This is a genomic window from Bradyrhizobium sp. 2TAF36 (genome assembly GCF_052114925.1).
GTDB classification, from domain to species: domain Bacteria; phylum Pseudomonadota; class Alphaproteobacteria; order Rhizobiales; family Xanthobacteraceae; genus Bradyrhizobium; species Bradyrhizobium barranii.
Genome location: NZ_JBFRFR010000114.1, coordinates 1 through 17,028, shown reverse-complemented (window position 1 = coordinate 17,028; position 17,028 = coordinate 1). Strand labels below are relative to the sequence as shown.

The 17,028-nt window shown below is 63.6% G+C and carries 14 protein-coding genes and 3 pseudogenes; 5 read left to right on the top strand and 12 right to left on the bottom strand.

All coding sequences use genetic code 11. The annotated features are described in order from the left end of the window. Nucleotides 1-350: 350 nt before the first annotated feature. The gene (locus tag AB4Z51_RS40240) at nucleotides 351-737 is read left to right on the top strand and encodes a hypothetical protein (RefSeq protein ID WP_441499334.1); all 387 of its coding nucleotides are present in this window, start codon (nucleotides 351-353) and stop codon (nucleotides 735-737) included. A 147-nt stretch (nucleotides 738-884) separates the two neighbouring features. Here the strand turns inward: AB4Z51_RS40240 and AB4Z51_RS40235 are convergent, their stop codons facing one another. Further along, entirely contained in the window at nucleotides 885-1,403 is a 519-nt protein-coding gene (locus tag AB4Z51_RS40235; RefSeq protein ID WP_439034732.1) for a hypothetical protein, read from the bottom strand. 162 nt (nucleotides 1,404-1,565) lie between these two features. Next, nucleotides 1,566-1,991, bottom strand: a complete 426-nt coding sequence (locus AB4Z51_RS40230) for a hypothetical protein (RefSeq protein WP_441268229.1) — start codon at nucleotides 1,989-1,991, stop codon at nucleotides 1,566-1,568. Between the two features lie 150 nt (nucleotides 1,992-2,141). Here AB4Z51_RS40230 and AB4Z51_RS40225 point away from each other — a divergent pair, with 150 nt between their 5' ends. Continuing rightward, entirely contained in the window at nucleotides 2,142-3,113 is a 972-nt protein-coding gene (locus AB4Z51_RS40225) for a LysR family transcriptional regulator (RefSeq protein ID WP_439034730.1), read from the top strand. Between the two features lie 81 nt (nucleotides 3,114-3,194). On the opposite strand, the gene AB4Z51_RS40220 is transcribed toward AB4Z51_RS40225, so the two are convergent. The 9 genes and pseudogenes from AB4Z51_RS40220 to AB4Z51_RS40180 all read right to left on the bottom strand — a co-directional run bounded on the left by AB4Z51_RS40220 (nucleotide 3,195) and on the right by AB4Z51_RS40180 (nucleotide 14,255). Next, nucleotides 3,195-3,557: an ArsR/SmtB family transcription factor gene (locus AB4Z51_RS40220; protein ID WP_135214285.1), complete on the bottom strand. Its 363-nt coding sequence runs from the start codon at nucleotides 3,555-3,557 to the stop codon at nucleotides 3,195-3,197. Continuing rightward, nucleotides 3,557-4,219 carry an SRPBCC family protein gene (locus AB4Z51_RS40215; protein ID WP_135214286.1) on the bottom strand — a complete coding sequence of 221 codons (663 nt, stop codon included), beginning with the start codon at nucleotides 4,217-4,219 and terminating at the stop codon, nucleotides 3,557-3,559. The genes AB4Z51_RS40220 and AB4Z51_RS40215 overlap by 1 nt, the downstream gene beginning before the upstream one ends. Nucleotides 4,220-4,388: 169 nt before the next feature. Beyond that, on the bottom strand, nucleotides 4,389-5,267 hold the full coding sequence (locus AB4Z51_RS40210; protein WP_441499333.1) for an AraC family transcriptional regulator: 879 nt from the start codon (nucleotides 5,265-5,267) through the stop codon (nucleotides 4,389-4,391). 205 nt (nucleotides 5,268-5,472) lie between these two features. Then, a pseudogene (locus AB4Z51_RS40205) lies at nucleotides 5,473-6,733 on the bottom strand (serine hydrolase domain-containing protein). Nucleotides 6,734-6,925: 192 nt separating this feature from the next. Next, a complete protein-coding gene (locus AB4Z51_RS40200) occupies nucleotides 6,926-8,845 on the bottom strand; it encodes a Vps62-related protein (protein ID WP_441499332.1) in 1,920 nt (639 codons plus the stop codon). A gap of 273 nt (nucleotides 8,846-9,118) precedes the next feature. Then, nucleotides 9,119-9,955, bottom strand: coding sequence for an APH(6)-I family aminoglycoside O-phosphotransferase (locus AB4Z51_RS40195; protein ID WP_441499335.1), 837 nt, complete (start codon nucleotides 9,953-9,955; stop codon nucleotides 9,119-9,121). 241 nt (nucleotides 9,956-10,196) lie between these two features. Next, on the bottom strand, nucleotides 10,197-12,482 hold the full coding sequence (locus AB4Z51_RS40190; RefSeq protein ID WP_441499331.1) for a hypothetical protein: 2,286 nt from the start codon (nucleotides 12,480-12,482) through the stop codon (nucleotides 10,197-10,199). 101 nt (nucleotides 12,483-12,583) lie between these two features. Then, a complete protein-coding gene (locus tag AB4Z51_RS40185) occupies nucleotides 12,584-12,880 on the bottom strand; it encodes a hypothetical protein (protein ID WP_441499330.1) in 297 nt (98 codons plus the stop codon). A gap of 396 nt (nucleotides 12,881-13,276) precedes the next feature. Beyond that, nucleotides 13,277-14,255, bottom strand: a pseudogene (locus tag AB4Z51_RS40180) (cupin domain-containing protein). A 217-nt stretch (nucleotides 14,256-14,472) separates the two neighbouring features. Between AB4Z51_RS40180 and AB4Z51_RS40175 the strand changes: the two are divergent. From AB4Z51_RS40175 to AB4Z51_RS40165, 3 genes are all read left to right on the top strand, one after another. Next, nucleotides 14,473-15,243: an alpha/beta hydrolase gene (locus AB4Z51_RS40175; RefSeq protein WP_063983778.1), complete on the top strand. Its 771-nt coding sequence runs from the start codon at nucleotides 14,473-14,475 to the stop codon at nucleotides 15,241-15,243. Nucleotides 15,244-15,418: 175 nt separating this feature from the next. Continuing rightward, nucleotides 15,419-16,294, top strand: coding sequence for an alpha/beta fold hydrolase (locus tag AB4Z51_RS40170; RefSeq protein WP_441268233.1), 876 nt, complete (start codon nucleotides 15,419-15,421; stop codon nucleotides 16,292-16,294). A gap of 63 nt (nucleotides 16,295-16,357) precedes the next feature. Next, nucleotides 16,358-16,852 carry a DUF302 domain-containing protein gene (locus AB4Z51_RS40165; protein WP_441268234.1) on the top strand — a complete coding sequence of 165 codons (495 nt, stop codon included), beginning with the start codon at nucleotides 16,358-16,360 and terminating at the stop codon, nucleotides 16,850-16,852. Nucleotides 16,853-16,927: 75 nt separating this feature from the next. Here AB4Z51_RS40165 and AB4Z51_RS40160 read toward each other — a convergent pair. Continuing rightward, nucleotides 16,928-17,028 (bottom strand): annotated as a pseudogene (locus AB4Z51_RS40160) (LysR family transcriptional regulator); the annotation flags it as partial.

The window sequence follows — 17,028 nt, the reverse complement described above, 5'->3', positions numbered from 1 at the left end:
GGAAAGTGCCTCCAAAAGCGCAATATCGCGTCGCGATACCCACTTTGGCCAGTCATTGGACGCTCCGACGCGAGACATCGGCCGCCTGCAACGATTGGCGACCACGGCCGCGTGCCGACCTATCCGTTTGCACACACCCAAGACCCAACGCGGACGTAACCGCTGTGCGAACGCGGGAACCAAGACCTCCTTCAATGCGACGAAACAAAACCTGCCGGGATGAAACCATTTTCCGGCGTTCACGAAGGCATGGTGAAACCGCCGGCCATTAGAAAGCGACCACAGGAAGCGATGGGCCGAGGGGGCGCTGCGTAAGGAACGACAATCGCCATGGGGCGAGGAGCGAAGCCATGTCACAGATTCGCAAAGCTCTTCTAGGCGCTGTCGCGACCGCGTTGACGCTCGGTGCAGTGCAATACGCTTCAGGTCACGACCTCGTAAACCGCCGGCAGGCGGTCTCCGAACAGCCAAGCCACATCGTCAATCGCGCCGGCAAGGCAGATCATCTTGCCGACCGCAAGCCTTTCGCAGTTCCGACGAAAACGGTTTCGCTGCGCTTGAACGATCTCGCCGATACCTCGGTCTTGCTGCGTATTCCGGCTGCGCAGGCCCGCACCACCAAGCCGCCGACGCTGCTGCGGAATCAGAGCCGTAAGCCGACACTTGCCTGCGAGCCCGTGGTCAGCGCGCTCACGGAAGTCGCAAGGCTTCTGCAGCCCGGCCGTTGCGTGACCTGATCGGCTCAATCCTCACCGTTCATACGCCGACCGGAACGCAAACGGCCGCGCCTTGCCTTCATGCGCCAACGGCTGCTCGAGGCAGCCGCCGATTGGTAGGGAGGGCGAGGCCTCTGTCGGAGGGAACTCCTACTTTAGCGGTTCGTCTCAGGCCGCGCCGGCCAGTGCCGCGGCATCGGCGCCGAGCCGAGGGCGTGCCAGAAAATAGAACGCGGTGACGTGCGTGATCATCAGCAGCGGCACGTAGATGATCGGGATCGCGTAGGTTGAGCCAAGCCACTCCGCATGCGCGGGAAGGCCGACCTGGATGGCGTCATAGTAGTCGACGACGAGATCGACCGTGCCCGCGAGATTGAAGGCGACGACGAACAGCCAGAAGAGCGTGCGTATCCTCACCGTGAGAAGCGCCAGCATGGCCAGCACCCCGGTCGCGAAGTCGCCCCAGGCGGCGAACATGGCGAAGCGAGCCGGCAGGTCCGGGCTCACGATGCCGGGAAGGATGAAGACGAGCCCGAAGAAGCGGAAGCTGTGCAGAGTGGCGATGGCACGGTGCGCGTCGCGCCCGTCCATCGACCTGAGCCAGGGCCAGACATACGTGCCGAAGCAGAGCAGCCACGCGACATAACCGAGGACAAGATGTATCTGGAAGAGAGTTTCTGTCGTCATTTTGGCCTCCGATCAGATCGCGACTAGCGCGTAGAGCAACGAGGTCCACAGTGCCGTGAATGGGACGGTCCAAAGCAGGCTATGCCAGGCCCGAAGCGGCGGGGCGATCGCAGCGGGAGCAGCATCGGTGGTCATCGGCCGCCCTCCATCCGAGTCTCGCCCTTATTGCCGACGCTCGGGATTGGCCATGAGCGAGCGGAGCGGCAAAAGCGGACCGATTGCGATATACTCGTGGTCCATCAGATCTTGCCTGGCCAATGGGAGATCCTCCATGATCGCCTGCGCCCCGGCGACATCCCCGGCATCGACGAGGAAGACCGCTCCGCGCCCATCGCCACGTGAATACCACTCGCGAATTTTCCCATTGAGATAGAGCTGCACCGTCTGCTGGATTTCAGCGGGCATGACGGCCATGACCTGCTCGCGCGTGACGCCCGCCTTCACGGTCAGGATGACCATCACCCCGGTGGTTGTGGGCGACATGGCTTGTGAGATGGCTTGTGTTTGGGCAACGGATGGATCGGTCATGGAAGTCGCTCCCATCAGGGTTAGGGTGAGCATGACGACAAATTTACGGATGACTTTCATCGGTCTCGTTTTCCGGAGCACGGCGGCCCCCTTGGTTCTCTGAGATCGCGCTGACGTCGCAGATGTCCGCCATCAGCGATGGTTCCGATCTGCGAGCGAGACATACGATCGATTGGCGCGAGCGACTATTCGGGATAATGTTGATGGGCTATGAAGCAGAACTTCACAGTCAGACAAGGCGCGCTCGATGGCGTGGAAGCGTTCCTGCGCGTCGCCCAGTACCGCAGTTTCCGCCGCGCAGCCGCGGAGCTCGGCGTCACGCCATCGGCCATCAGCCAGGCGGTCCGCGCGCTCGAGGCACGTGTCGGCGCAGCCTTGTTCATACGCACGACACGCAGTGTCGGCCTGACCGAGGCCGGCGCGCGGTTCCTCTCGCGCGCAAAACCCGCTTTCGAGGAGCTTGTCGCCGCAAGCGAGGTTGCGCGCGATCTTGGGCAGCGGCCGACTGGACTGTTGCGCCTCACCGTGCCGCGCGCGGTGATACCGATCCTGCTGGAGCCGCTGATCGCATCCTTCTGCCAGGCCTATCCCGAGGTCGAAGTGGAAATCGCCGCCGGCGAGGAATTGGTCGACCTCGCGGCCAAGGGGTTTGATGCCGGCGTCCGGATGGGCCAGTTCATCGCCACCGACATGGTCGCGGTCCGGCTGACGCCCCCCTTCCCGTTCGTGGTCGTCGGCAGCCCCGACTATCTAAGCCGGCACGGGCGGCCCGAGCGTATCGACGACCTGCGTCGGCACGCATGCCTGCGCATTCGCCGCAGCAACGGATCGATCGCGCCCTGGTCTCTTGTCGATGGCAACAAGACAGTCGAAGCGATCGTCTCGGGGCCGCTGATTGCCCACGACTTTCCCACCATGCTTGGCGCCGCCGTGGAAGGCATGGGACTTGCGCAAGTGCCCGCGCCGATCGCCACCAGCCTGGTGAAGACGGGAAAGCTCGCACAGGTCCTGAAGTCTTTCGCGCCAATGGCGCCGGGCGTGTTTCTCTACTATCCGAGCCGTCATCAAACGATGCCGAAACTGAGAGCCTTCATCGATCACGTGAAGGGCCGCCCGGTCGCTGCCGGCAAAACGCGCGTTCACGCTGATGACAAGCGAACGCGCGGGACGAAAACGCGCTGATATCGAAAGCGCGGATGGCGCTGGGGAGATGAGCGCGCAGGATGGATAGAGCGAAGCGAAACCCATCCTACATTATGGAGCTCACGCCCTCTTCCCGCTCCGTTTGGTCATCGGCGCGTGACGTCGCTCCCGTTTGCCGCGCGCGATCTCCGTCGCCAGCGCGTCCAGCTTCGGCTCCCAGAAATTCCTGAACTGACCGATCCACGCATCCACCGACCGAAGCCCCGCACCGTCGACCGAATAGAGTCGTCTTTGCGCCTCCGCCCGAACCGTCGCAAAGCCGCTCTCGCGCAGCACCTTGAGATGCTGCGACACGGCCGCCTGCGTGATCCCGAACTCGGCCCCGATCGCTTCAACGACCTCACCGGACGCCATCTCCCCCGGGGCGAGCAGCTCGAGGATGCGACGGCGCACGGGATCGGCGAGGACCTCGAAGACGTGCATCAGCTTCCTGTGCCCGGATGTGCGACGTCAGGCGGCATCTCGCCGCGGTAGAAGGCGATGGTGCGGTCGGAGCGCTGCTTCGCCGTATCAGGATCGACCCCGCTTGCGACATGCGCCGCGCACCAATATTCACCGCTTGTCGTCATGAATTCCTTACCGGCAGGAGAGCCCATCCAAGCCTCGGCCGTCTCGTGGTCGACCGATGCGCCGGTCGCAACATATCGTTCCAATCCCGCGATGGCGAGATCCCAACCGATACCCACCGCACCAGGACCGAACTGATTCCAATGGTCCTCGATAATTGCGGTGTGCTCCAGCGTCAGACGCGCCTGATCTCGTTCTGCCGCCAGCTTGACGTCGATCCAGCTTATCCCGCCGCCGAATTCCCACGTCGCTGCAAAATGCGTCGGCGGCGCACATGCCGTAATGGTGCCGCCCGCGTTCCCCTTCAGCTGGTACCTTCCGCCCAGCTGGAGGTCTCCCTCGACCGGCAGGAACCAGCGCGGAATGCGTTGCCGGCTGGTCACTGCGTCCCAGAGATCGTCGACACTGGTCTCGTAAAGCCGCGTCAGCGTCACCGTGCTGGCTGCTTTTCCATCCTTCTCGAAATTCTTCACCGAACGCGTGACAAGCCCCAAGACCCTGGCGACGTCGATTTCCATTGCATCCCTCCGTATCGTTTCGCGCAATGGCGAATATCGGCCCTAACTAATATAAGTCAACTCTTATATTAGTGAGACCGTGCCGCTGTGGCTGGCGCTCCGGGCAGACCGTACGACGCATGGAGCGCGCGATATTGATTGATGCCAGTTCGTCCGCCGTCGGAGGGCGCTATTTCAGCGGCAGGAACACGTCCGCAACCGTCTCATGCTCCGGCACCTCCGGGAAGAAACTCAGCCGCTGGCAATAGATCGGGAAGTCGCGTGCTTCCTCGCCGCTGGCCGGAAGCCAGTCGCGATAAAGGTAGAGCGCGGCGGGCTCCAGATTGTCGGTGTAGCCGACGACCCGCAGCACCGCGCAGCGTCCGCCGGGGATCTCGCCGGCCTTGATCTCTTCGCCATTCGCCTCGATCGGCTGGTCGGTCCCGACACAGAGGTCCGTGCTGTAAGTGGCGGGCGAGGAAGGACGCCGTTCGGACCGCCAGACATTGAAGGTCGGACTTGTCCTGGGGTGCAGGCCGGCTGCCTTGCGCCACGCGATGAACCGCCGGATGGTGTCGCCGAGCGTCGCCGGGTCGCCCCGATGCTCCATGATCGCCACCCTCGTGGAGGGCACATCGCGTATCGTCACGTCGTCGGTGGTAAAAGTCTTCATGAGCTTGCTCCTCGCGTTGTCGAGAGGCCCGAAGGCCACAAGCCACGGCTCCCAGTCGGGAGAATTGCGGAACGACGACGGTGATTGCCCGAACCGTTGCCGAAAGGCGCGGGCAAAGGCGTCCGGTGCATCGTAACCGGCGTCCATCGCGATGTCAGTGACACCAAGGGCGTCACTGTAGGCCAGCATGTAGGAAGCGCGCTTCATACGGGCCAGCTGGACATAGCGATGCACTGACAACCCGAAGGTCGCCGTAAACTGCCGGTGGAAATGAAATTTCGAGAAGGCCGCAACGCTGCTCAGCGTTTCCAGGTCCAGATCGCTGTCGAGATGCCGGTCGATATGGTCCAGCACCCGCCGCATCCGATTCTGATAGTTTTGCAGCGCCRCCTTCATCGTCCCTCCTCCGTGGCGGCTCCAGATAGCCGCTGACGGCGATCATTTGCTCGACCGATCTTGCGGTTTGGAAGTTGTCGCGAATTCGTCGGCCCCGTAGGGCGGATTAGCGAAGCGTAATCCGCCATCTTCAACGCGGCTCGATGACAGATGGTGGATTACGCCTTCGGCTAATCCACCCTACGCCATCAGCCCCCGCCACGCCCTACCCGCCGGCCATCAGCTCCTTTGCCAGCGCCATATAGGCCGGCAGCGTCACGGGGTCGTTGGCGGCGTTGCCCGCGACGGGGTGCGATGCGTAGCGCGCGATCACCATCTCGGCCTTCGGATCGACGTAGATGCCCTGGCCGTGAACGCCCCGCGCCATATAGGCGCCGTGGGCGTTGTGCGTGACCCACCATTGGTTGCGATAGGACGCGCCGGGCAGCGTGGTGTAGCCGGCCGGCTTGAACTTCTCGGGATCGCCGCCGCGCGCGATATCCTCGACCACCTGTGACGGGACGATCTGGCGGCCGTTGAATCGGCCATGATTGCGCATGGTCTCGCCGAAGCGGGCGAGATCGCGCAACGTGGTCGAGAGGCCGCCACCACCGCTCTCGGTGCCGATGCGATCGACGTGATAATGCGCGTCCTCCTCCGCGCCCATTGGCGTCCAGACGCGTTCGGAGAGAAGGTCGGACAACGTCATGCCGCTGACGCGCCGGCAGATCCAGGCGAGCACGTCGGTGTTGACGGTCTTGTAGGCAAAGGCCTTGCCGTGCTCGCCCTGCTTCTTCTGCGCGGCAAGGAAATCGAAGATATTGGTCGCACCGTCATAGTCAGGCGGAATCGGCGCCATGCCGTTGGCACGCCGCAAGCCCCACACGTGGGAGTTCTTGTCGGTATAGACTTCGGTGTATTCGAGCCCCGTGGTCATATCCATGACCTCGTGCACGCGCGCATCGCCGAACGCGCTGGCCTTCAGCTCCGGCACATAATCCGGCACGAGCGCCTGCGGATCGATCTTGCCCTCGGTGACCAGAATGCCGGCGAGCACGCCCGTGAAGGATTTCGTCACCGACATCGCGATATGCGGCTTGTGCGGCTTCAACACGCCAAAATAGCGCTCATAGATCAGCCTGCCCCGATGCAGCACCGCGATGCCGTCGGTGTAGGTCTCCTCCAGCATCTTTGCGAACGTCATCGGGCGCCCGTCCATGGTGGTCGAGGCGACCGCGCCGATGTCGTGGTCCTCACGCGGCAGCACCGACGCAGGCCCTGCTCCGCGCCAGACATTCACCGTCGGCACCAACTGGCGGACGTTGCTCCAGGCCCAGCGCTTTTTCGGGAAAGCTGCGGAAGGAGCCGTTCTGGAAGGTGATCGTGCGGTCGGGCGCTGGCGGGAGGCCCTTCATCCAGCCGAGCGCTTCGGGATCGGTCTCGGTGGAAGTTGCGGGCTGTTGGTTCGGGGCAGTTGCGGCGGACATGAACACGAACTCCGGAAGCAGCGGTGCGGATGGCGTATCATGGGATGGCATGATCCACATCCGGCGTTTGCGCCGAGGTGCCGTGCAGTGATCGGGGCGGCGGCGCCCCTTCGCCGCCTGCCCCTGCTTGGTCAATCACACGCCGATCGACGTCGTCAACATCGACGCCTGCATCCGACAGCGCATCGCGCCTTACTCGAAGGTCGCGCTGTTCCAGTACACCGTCGGTGACGACTTGCCGGGATGCACGACGAGAAAGCCGCCCTGCCAGGGGACCACGCTAGGCGTCCGCTGGGTGAACGCGCCAGCGATCGTGCCTGAATCGCTCCAGTCCGCGCCGTCGCTGGTGACCGAGTAACGCACCTTCTTGTTGTTGTCGGCATAGAAGCAATAGAGCGTCCCGTTCGGCCCTGCGGCGAGCGCGCCGCTGGTGTTCGAACAGAGCGACATGCTCGGCAGCAGATTGGGGCCGGTCCAGTTCGAACCGTCGGACGACACATAGGCGCCGAGCACCGTCGGCATCCCCTTTTCGAGACCGGCGATCGGCGCCACGATCACCAGCGCGCCCCCGCAGCTCTCCACCGCAGGCGCCACCAGCCCACCGCCCGCGATCGTCGCAGGCACCGGGCCGTCGACGCTGGGAATCATCACGCTTTGCGGAGACCCGAAATGCACCCAGTCGGTCGTGCTGAGATACTGGATGCTGCCGTCGGCGCCGCCCCAGGCAATATACCAGACGCCGTTGAGCTGGCCGATGCTGGCCCCGGTCGTGGCCGGCGGTGCGGGCCAGAGCCCCGCTGCGCTCCACGGCCCTCCGGACGCCCCAGAGGACGAGATGAAGGCGAGAAGGCTGGTCTTGCCCAGACCGAGCAGCGCCAGTCCGCCCGAGGGCGTCGCGCAGGCGGCCAGTCCGCCGAACGGGCTCATGGTAGGCGACTTCGCACTGGACCATTTACCCTGATTGAGGCTCCACGCACGCATCGCTGGCGGCAAGGGATTTCCCATTCCGATGCAGAGGATTTGCGATCCCGGCATCGTCGCCAGCGCCACCGGAACGAGACTGACGCTCGAAGCGATAGGCGCGTCGGTGCCGAACGGGAGGAAGGTCGGCGTCACAGCCCAGGAGCCCTTCTGCGACGGTCCCGTTGGGCCGGTCAGATCGCCTTTCGCGATCGGCAGGATCACTTCCGAGAGCCAGGCCTGCAGCGTCGTCGAGCCTGCGACGTACTGCACGGCCTCCTCGACCAGCACATTCAGTTGCATGCCGTCGGCGGCGGCGGCAACCAATGTGCCGATCTCCGCGTCGGTCAGCGTGGGCTCGATCGGCTGTCCCCAGCGGCCCTTAAAGGCGAGCCAGGGTGGCGGGGTCACGGGCGTGGGAAGGATCGCCTGCGCATCGTTCTGAATCACGACCGGCGGATTAGGGGTGACCAGATTGACCGTCGGACCGCCGCCGCGCGCGTAGTCGGCGAYCGCGAAGCGCACGTCCCACACATCGACGCCGCCGATCTCGTAGGTGCTGTTGCTCGAGGCCGGATAGTTGGCATGCGACCCGCTCGCGACATAGACGTTCGGGTGCGTACCGCTGAGCGACAGGAAGCCGTCGTTCGGTGAGCACCATTGTCCGCCCGAATGCTGCGAGAAGAATACGCCGACGACCTGCTGGTCGATATTGACGCGCACCGTGACGCATTCCCAGTCGCCCCAATGGATCGAGAGCGGCATCAGCGCCTGACCGGTACTGCCGGTCCAACCGGTGACCTCGAAGGTCTCCTGTCCGTTATAGGGATAAAACAACCAGTACTGGAGATCGACCATGTCGGTGCGGTCGTCGACCGGCAGGACGTGAACATAGCTGGTGGCGGTGGGGATATAGCCCTTCATCAGCGAGGCCCATATGGCCTGCGGCGCGACCAGATAGTCGTCGGGGCTGCTCTGCTCGGCCGTCCCCCAATTCCACTGACCGGGACCGGAATAGATGCCGCCGGCGGCCTGATAGCCGACCTGGCCGATGTACCAGTCGGTCGACGAAGGCAGATTGACCTCGTCCTTGTCGAGATGAAGGATCGGCGCGAAGTTCGAGACGAGTTCGTCAAGCGTAGGCCAGGCCATGATTTGCTCCCTGCTGGTCGTAGATCGACGGTCGGGAGCTTCGAACAACCGATATTGGACGCGAGCCAGCCCCTGCGCGATAGCCTACAACAATACACGCTTAAAGCGAGATCACATCATACTGAAACTGAGCGCAGATGAAACAGCGTCGGCAGCGATGGAGAATTTCACACTGCTGTCATTCGTCTGTGTAGATGACGGCGCACGCGTTTGCGTCTTGGCGCGGCCGCTCGCGCGGGGGCCGCGTCATGAGCGAGCACTCGCGCGCCGAGGCTAAGCGAGCAGGCGGCGAGCTATTGTATTGATGGTAAGGTCGATGGCGGCGCCCTGCTCGTCGCCGTCGCCGATAAACCAGGCTGCCGACAACCCAGTCCACGCAACGATCCAGCGAAGCAGCCGCTCGGGCTGAAGTCCCGTCACGGCGACCACGATATCCAGCCGGGTCTCCAGTCGACCCGGCAGGGTCGCAAGCGGACGGCAGGGATCGCTGAGGTCGGGGTTCGTGAAGATGTTGGCATAGTCGAATGTTCGTTCGCCGATCAACCCATGCGGGTCGATCGCCAGCCATCCCCGCTCACCGAAGTCGAGCACATTCTCGTGGTGCAGGTCGCCGTGCAGCGGACCGATGGCGTGTGGCGCGGCCAGGAGCTGGCGGGCGATGTCGGCGGCGGGCGCGAGTGCCGCATGGTCCGGGGCGAGCTGGAAGAGCGGCTGAAACCAGGCTTCCAGCGGGTGCAGGTCGGGAAGCGGGCCGGACCGCGTTGTGTGCAGCTGAGCCGCCGTGTCGCAGAGGATCCGGCATGCCTTGTCGTCCCGGCCCGACCAGGCCATCTGCGCGAGATCACCGGCTCCCGAGGCCCGTTCCATCAGCAGAGCGTCCGCACTCGAGGCAAAGACCCTCGCAGCGCCCTGACCGTCCCACCAAGTGAGAAGGCGATAGCCTGCCCCCTCATCGGGAATACGGGCGATCTTGAGCATTGCAGGCCGGCCCTCGTGTCGGACCGGCAGGACCCAGCTGGAATGGGTGGTCAGCAGTGCCCCGTCCGGAACCAGACGCCATCGTTCAAGCCAAATTGCGACTGGCGCTGGAATATTGGGATGCGAGTCCATGGGGTCATCACCTGAGATCATGTCCGGCGCTCTGTCTGCCGAGACTTGATCAATCATGCGGCCGGCCACCACCGTTTCGTTGCAGCGATACCCTTTCCACGTTTTCGTTTTCCTTTCCCGTGGCCAAAGAGTCGCGCTTTCGCGTCGCCGTCGGTGGAGGTGACGGCGCACCTGCGACAACACAGTCGCAGGTGCGCTCGCCCATGACACCGATGGTCTTCACCGGACTCTGGCGAACCCGTTACCGCTTCCGTCCAGCGCGCCCCTTTGCCTTCGCCGCGCGTTTGCGCCCTGGGGCGGCTGCTCGCGCCGGTCCGCGTAGCGTACGGCCGCTGGTCTCAGTGGACAGTTCGGGACGCAACCTGGCGAGCTTGGCGCGGTCCGGCAGCATGTCGGCAAAACCGTCGATCGCGCGCGGCGCGGTCGTATCGTCGCCGGCCGCAACCGTTGCGGCGCGCGCGCCTGACGGCACTGCGGTCTGGCTGAGCGCCTGCAATCGCCGGCACGCTTCACCGAGGTGATAGGCATCGCCGCCGAGCGCCACCCATTTGCCGACCTCGGGATGCAGCACGAGATTGGCCGAATGGTTGTCGCTCGCGCTGGTCGGATAGTCGACGAACACGTCGATCCCCGACTGCACGCCCACCATCACGCCCTGCGCCGACCACGACACCGCGACGTCGACGCGGTAGCGGCCCGGTTTCTCGAAGGCGAAGCCCGCGGTGCTCCAAAACACCTTGGCTGACGCCGTGACGCTCTTGCCGGGCTCGAGCTCGCCAAGCTTCGCGTGCTCGCACAGGATCACGAAGGGCCTGACCGGACGCTCGTGCCCCTCGCCGTCGGTGACGGTGATCGATGCGAACAGGGCCTCGGTGCTGACGTCGTTCGGCGCGCGCAGCGACACGCCGCTCGTGTTCGTCATCGTCCAGGTCAGATCCAGCGGCTGGCCGAGCGCGACGCGGTCGGTCGTGGCCGTGACCGTCAGCGCCAGCTCGGAAGGTTCGAAGTCGTGCCGGTCGGCGGCTTGCGGCGCACCGGTCGGGAACCAGCTTGCGAACGGCCATCCGCCCGGACGAATGACCGGATCCGGCATGTGGTTGAGGTGATGACGGACGTTGGTGTTGTGCGCGAGCGCGATCTGGTCCGGGAACACGCCGGGTGCGCCGGTCGCGGGACCGCCGAGCACGTCCGCGACACTCGGCGTCGTGGTCATGATCGAGTTGTCGGCCGCCGTCTCCTGCTCCTGATGGATCTGGTTCAGCGTATGCGTCAGCTCGTGGGTCGCGCTGCGCAGGAACGCTCGCGGCACGTCGCGTTGCTTCTTGTTCGCGGCGAGACCGAAGTTCGAGGAGTCCGAGACGGGATAGCCGTCATCGGAGAAGCTGGCGCAGCCTTCGCGAGGTACGCCGATCTGGTCGTACATGATGCCGCGCGAGCAGCCGAGCTTGGCGGGCACCACGATCATGTGCACGCGCCATTCGGTGTCCAGATTCGTCGCGGGATTGCGTACGGTCGTCATCAGCGCATGCAGATCCGCTGAGCTCCAGCAATTGGTCGCCACCACGCCTGATGGCACCGGAACGTTGAGCTGGTCCTGCACCACCGACAGCTGCCAGCCGGTCTTCGCAAAGACCGTGTCGAAGAACTCGGTGCCACCGGCACCGTCAGGCACCGGCGCGGGCCGGACGGCTCCGACCAGCGTGTCGATCTCCAGCGTGGCGCGGCGGAAGAATTTCGACACCCAGGCGAGCGTGACGCTGCCCTTGTCCACGCCGCCTTCGAACAGCCGGCCCTGGTAGAACGGCCCGCCGGTCAGGGAGAACGGAAACGGCGCTGGCAACTTTGAAAGCTTCATCGTCACGGTGCGCGACGGCGAAGCCGGGAACGTGCCCTTGAACTGGCCGGCCGGCGGCTGCGTGTGATTGAACTGCTCGGCGACAATCGTCAGCTCGCACTTCTTCGGCGGCGGGACCGCGACCGGCGCGGACACGCTGGTCACCCTGAGATAGGAATGATAGCGCGCGCGGGGGAAGATGGGGATCCGCGGCCTGCGGATCGGAAACGGAATCAGGGGGTCATCGAGCGCACTGAGCGAACCGGCCAGGCTCGTCAATCCCGAGCCCGCCGCCGCTTCATCTTCGTCCGCGTCGCCCACCGGCACCACGGGCCCCACCGGCGGGATCGGACCGATCACCGGCCGGCGCGAGTAGAGATCGCCGCTGACGATCAGATGGTCGGCGCCGCCGTCGGGTGCCGAGCGATCGACGCGCAGCGTGCCTTCAAAGGTCACGAAGCCCGCGGTCGGCCTGAAGTTGATCTGGTAGCAGCCTTCGCGGAAGTCGAGCCTGCAGAGCCTGAACGGCGGAAACGGCTGCAGATCGGTCGAGGCCGGCTGATCGCCGGACTCCTCGTCGCTGAAGCTGATCTGGCGCGACAGCGGGACTTGCGGCTTCATCGCGGGCTCGACCGATGCCGCGGTCATCTTGGAAAGGCTGCCACTCGATTCATGCTCTGAGCAATTGCACATGTCGTCTTCTCCTCGTTGAAAGGGTGAGACGATCGACGTGAGCATCGGGCTCGTTCGCGGGTACAGCCGCGTTATTTCGGTCAGCTGTGGCGTGCGCAGTCCTACGCGCGCCGATAGGTCACGACACAGCCCTCTGAATCCGTAAACTCAAATCGGTCGGCCTTGAGTGAAATGCGATAGGTCACAAGTTCATCAGTCGCCGTCCCGACGACGAGTGTGTTGGAATCTTCGAGACGGTAGATTCCCGCGTCCCACCACACCATGCCCTGCCCTGGTCCGCGCATGCCGCGGTAGGTGCCGGTCGAGAATGTGAGAGTGGCGGGGTACTTGTCCGCACACGCAGCCGACGTGGATTTGGTCCACGTACCAACCATGCTCTGTTTGTGTTTGTCAGCCATAGTGTCTCCATAGCTCTCATCGGCCGAGCGGCCGATTGGAGGCTATTTCAACATGCCGTTCTGGCGTGTGCAGCTCATTTGAGGCTGATGTGATGGCGGGTGTGCCAAATCGACTAAATTCACCTCGTTCAATCACAACAGGTACTCTATCGCAGCATTGACGCAAGCGTGCGTGTGAGATGCTTCACACCGAAGGTGCGACAATTGAGCACCGGCGATGAGAGCGAGATGACAGCGCGGCGGAGAAGCAGCTCAGTCTGCATCTTGCGAGAGCGGGCTCAAATCAGAACCGGCGTTCGTGAACAGGACATTGGATGGCGCGGTTCGCAGAGACGTGGTCGCGTTGCAGGTTGGCAGCACGCCTGACATTCACGGTGAGCACCAACTGACGCAAATTCAATCGGAGACTTTCACTTCCGAACCGTGCACTTCCGAACCGTGCGGTTGACCTTGGTGTCCATCAAGGCGCTGAGAGGTCCGGTAGCGGCCGGGCGACATGCCATGATGTCGATGAAAGAGTTTCGAAAACGCCGCCGCTGTCTCGTACCCGACCTGGCTCGCGATCCGTGCGATGGGCTCATCGCTGGTTTCGAGCAGGAACGCCGCTTCCGCCATCCGGCGTTCGATCACATAGCGGTGCATCGACTGGCCGACGAGCTTGGTGAAGCGGGCCGAGAATACGGAGCGGCCGAGCCCCACGCGATGGCCGAGGTCGCTCAGGGTCCAGGGCCGCTCCGGGTTTTCGTGGATCAACTTGAGCGCCGGTCCGATATGCGGGTCCGATATGGCCCCGAGCCAGCCGCCTTGTCCGGGACTGAGAGACGCGATCCAGCTTCGGAGCACCTCGACAAACAGCACTTCCGTCAGTCGTGAGAGCGCGACGCGCTGGCCGGGACGCTCGTGCGCGGACTCACTCACCATGCGCCGCAGGATGGCTTCGAGCCAGCCACCGTCCGCCGTCGGCTTCAGCAGAAGCACGGGCGGAAGCATTTCCAGCACCGCTGCTGAACGAGGGCCGCGACACGGTGAAATTGCCGCAGATCATGGTCGAGAGCGGCTTGGCACGGCCGCCGTGACGAACGACGCCAAGACGTGCCGACGATCGATCGAGGTCCACAATCTGCAAAGGCTTGGCCCGGCGATCCGAATAAAACACATGGGGCTCGCCGCGCGTGATGACGACAAAATCGCCCTCGGTCATCTGGATTTCCTGTCCGAGTTCGAGCGCGAGGGTCGCGGAGCCCCGACTGAGATAGTGAAACAGCGCGTAGGGGCGCGCCGGCAGCGCCAGATTCCAGGGGTGACCGAGCTCGAAGTGGAACAGCAGCGTCCCGCCGAGACGAACGCGATCGAGCACTTGGGCAAGGATGTCCATGCCGCCGAAGTTAGTCCGGTGGACGGTCGGACACAACATCCGGACGATTGATCCCTACCGTCCGAAAAGCCCGCGAACTAGGTCATGTCGCGGCGGGCCGACGTCATGTGCGGCAACCATTTCGCCAACGGCGGATGGAAGAAACCGCGACCAGGCAGGAAACGCCTGTCCATTCCCCCGGACCTTATTCCGTCCGACATATCAACAGGAACGATCAATGCTAAATATCCTTCTCTCAGCCGCCACCGTACTCCTGGCCGGAACGGCATGGGTCGGCCCCGCCCATTCCGCTGAGTTGCCCAAGGGAGCAGCCCACAACATCGTGCTCGTGCACGGCGCTTTCGTGGACCAGACGAGCTGGCAGCCCGTTGCCGATATTCTCTCGAAGAAGGGCTACAACGTCACGCTCGTGGAAAATCCGCTCACTTCGCTCGCCGCTGACGTCGATGCCACCAAGCAGGCGCTCGCGAAACAGGACGGCAGGACCGTTCTGGTCGGTCATTCATGGGGCGGCGTGGTGATCACGCAAGCCGGCAATGATCCCAAGGTCTCGGCGCTGGTCTATGTCTCCGCCTTCGCACCGGAGGTCGGTCAATCCCTGGCGTTGCTGGCCAAAGACGGCCCGCAGACCGAAGGCGTCAAGGCGATCCATCCCGACGCGAAGGGCAATCTGTATATCGATCCCAAGCTGTTTCCGTCAGCCGTCGCGGCTGACCTTCCTCCTGAGATCGCCGAGCACCTGGCCAACTCGCAGCTTCCGCTGAGCCTCGCTGCGTTCGAGGCGCCTGTCAGCATTGCGGCCTGGCGCGACAAGCCGACGTTCTACGTCATCACCACGAAGGACAAAGTCATCGCGCCCGAGGTCCAGAAGTTGTTCGCAGCCAGGATGAAGGCTCAGACGACGGAAGTCGCCGGCAGCCATGCCTCGCTCGTGGTCCATGCGAAGGAAGTCGCCGAGGTCATCGAAAAGGCCGCGCTCGCGAAGTGACGAACCTGCTCCCGGCGCTGTCGCGCCGGGAGCGCACACGCTCGCTCGGAGGAATGCGGAACGCCTCGGACCGCGATGGCGCGAAGCGCCAGCGACTTCCTGGAGGAAGGTTTCGGTCGCCGCGCTACGTGCGTCACCCGCTCGATCATTTCATGCCAAGCATCCGGAGTACGATATGACTCAACTCGACATCGCGAACCAGGACGCCCTCTCACTCGAAACGGTGCCAACCCGTTACATCGAAGGCCACGGAATCCGCTTCGCCTATCGCCGTCTCGGCCCCGCGACTGGAACTCCGCTGGTTCTTCTGCAGCACTTCTCGGGAAACATCGACGGATGGGATCCCGCCGTCGTCAACGCTCTGGCCGCTGATCGCCCCGTGATCGCCTTTGACAACGCAGGGGTCGGCCGGTCGACCGGTCAAACGCCCGACAACGTCGCGACGATGGCACGAGACGCCGTGGATTTCATCGACTTGCTCGGCCTCCTCGAAGTGGACCTGCTTGGCTTTTCTCTCGGCGGCTGCGTCGCTCAGCAGATCGCCGCCGAACACGGACAGCTGGTCCGGAAGCTCATACTCGTCGGTACCGCGCCGAAAGGCGGAGAGGAACACCTGTTGGCGGTTCTGCAGGAAGCGTTTTCCCAAACCGATGTGCCGGACCCCCGCCTGCCGCTGTTCTTCACGAATTCATCCGCCAGCCGGTCTTCCGGCTTGGCCTTCCTGAAGAGGACCAAGGTGCGCAAGGATGATCGGGACACCGATAACGGCAACGCGGTAACCGATCCACAGGCCAAGGCGCTGATCACCTGGTGCGCCACACCTGATCCCGGGCACGCCATTCTGCGCGCTATCCGCCAGCCCGTTCTTGTGGTCAGCGGCAGCCACGACACCATGCTGCCTGCGAACAACGCTTACGCAATGTCTAGGGAACTGAGTAACGCTCAGTTGGTCCTCTATCCCGATTCAGGGCACGGCGCGCTGTTTCAGCACCACGACATCTTCGTCAGCCACGTCCGGACTTTCCTGGATGCCCAACCCGCGGCTGAATGACACAAGGCGCGTTCCGACGGGATCAGGCGCACTTTATCCATGAGAGTTGTTACAGAGGACAAAATGACAATCGCAAAAATCGAAGTGGAGCGCTTCAGCCTCACGAGCTTAAAATCGTTCGACACTATTGTGGCGGCGCTCAAGTCGGCGGTCGGGCAGCCCAACATGGTCGATTTTTTCAAGGAAACGAGGGCGACAAATTCCTTCCCGGATTTGGAGCGCGTTGTACGAAGCGGCCTCGGCCGAACGGACCTTATGCTCTTCGCGGAATTTGACTTGGGCGACATTCTGCGTCGCGAAGCCGGATCCAAGACGCCTAAAATCATACGGCTTGTGATCGGCAATCCACTCATCATGAAAGAAATGGTCAAGCACGTGCCCGATGCTGGATCTTACGCTCCGGTCACAGTGCTCATTGATGAGCGCCCCGATGGTGTGCACGTCTCTTATGACAAAATGGAGAGTTTTCTGCTGCCCTATGGCAACTCGGAAGCCCTCACCGTTGCCCGAAATCTCGATGCGAAAATCACAACCTTGCTACGCGAATGTGCAAGCTGAACGACATCGCTTCAAGCGATCGCAGCCCGGCTTCCGACCGGATTACGGCAAGCGTCGCCGGCGACCTGCCGGGCGTCAGTCGCGCGATACGGACGGCCCCGCGAGAAGCGGCGCGTACGCGGCGAGCCTGCGGGAGACGAACTCGGTGAAGAGCCGCACGCGCTTCGTCTTGCGTG

Coding starts and splice junctions, on each gene's coding strand:
- AB4Z51_RS40165 (WP_441268234.1), top strand. CDS start 16,358: ATGACAATCGCAAAAATCGAAGTGGAGCGCTTCAGCCTCACGAGCTTA.
- AB4Z51_RS40225 (WP_439034730.1), top strand. CDS start 2,142: ATGAAGCAGAACTTCACAGTCAGACAAGGCGCGCTCGATGGCGTGGAA.
- AB4Z51_RS40190 (WP_441499331.1), bottom strand. CDS start 12,482: ATGTGCAATTGCTCAGAGCATGAATCGAGTGGCAGCCTTTCCAAGATG.
- AB4Z51_RS40175 (WP_063983778.1), top strand. CDS start 14,473: ATGCTAAATATCCTTCTCTCAGCCGCCACCGTACTCCTGGCCGGAACG.
- AB4Z51_RS40215 (WP_135214286.1), bottom strand. CDS start 4,219: ATGGAAATCGACGTCGCCAGGGTCTTGGGGCTTGTCACGCGTTCGGTG.
- AB4Z51_RS40230 (WP_441268229.1), bottom strand. CDS start 1,991: ATGAAAGTCATCCGTAAATTTGTCGTCATGCTCACCCTAACCCTGATG.
- AB4Z51_RS40170 (WP_441268233.1), top strand. CDS start 15,419: ATGACTCAACTCGACATCGCGAACCAGGACGCCCTCTCACTCGAAACG.
- AB4Z51_RS40195 (WP_441499335.1), bottom strand. CDS start 9,955: ATGGACTCGCATCCCAATATTCCAGCGCCAGTCGCAATTTGGCTTGAA.
- AB4Z51_RS40185 (WP_441499330.1), bottom strand. CDS start 12,880: ATGGCTGACAAACACAAACAGAGCATGGTTGGTACGTGGACCAAATCC.
- AB4Z51_RS40235 (WP_439034732.1), bottom strand. CDS start 1,403: ATGACGACAGAAACTCTCTTCCAGATACATCTTGTCCTCGGTTATGTC.
- AB4Z51_RS40220 (WP_135214285.1), bottom strand. CDS start 3,557: ATGCACGTCTTCGAGGTCCTCGCCGATCCCGTGCGCCGTCGCATCCTC.
- AB4Z51_RS40240 (WP_441499334.1), top strand. CDS start 351: ATGTCACAGATTCGCAAAGCTCTTCTAGGCGCTGTCGCGACCGCGTTG.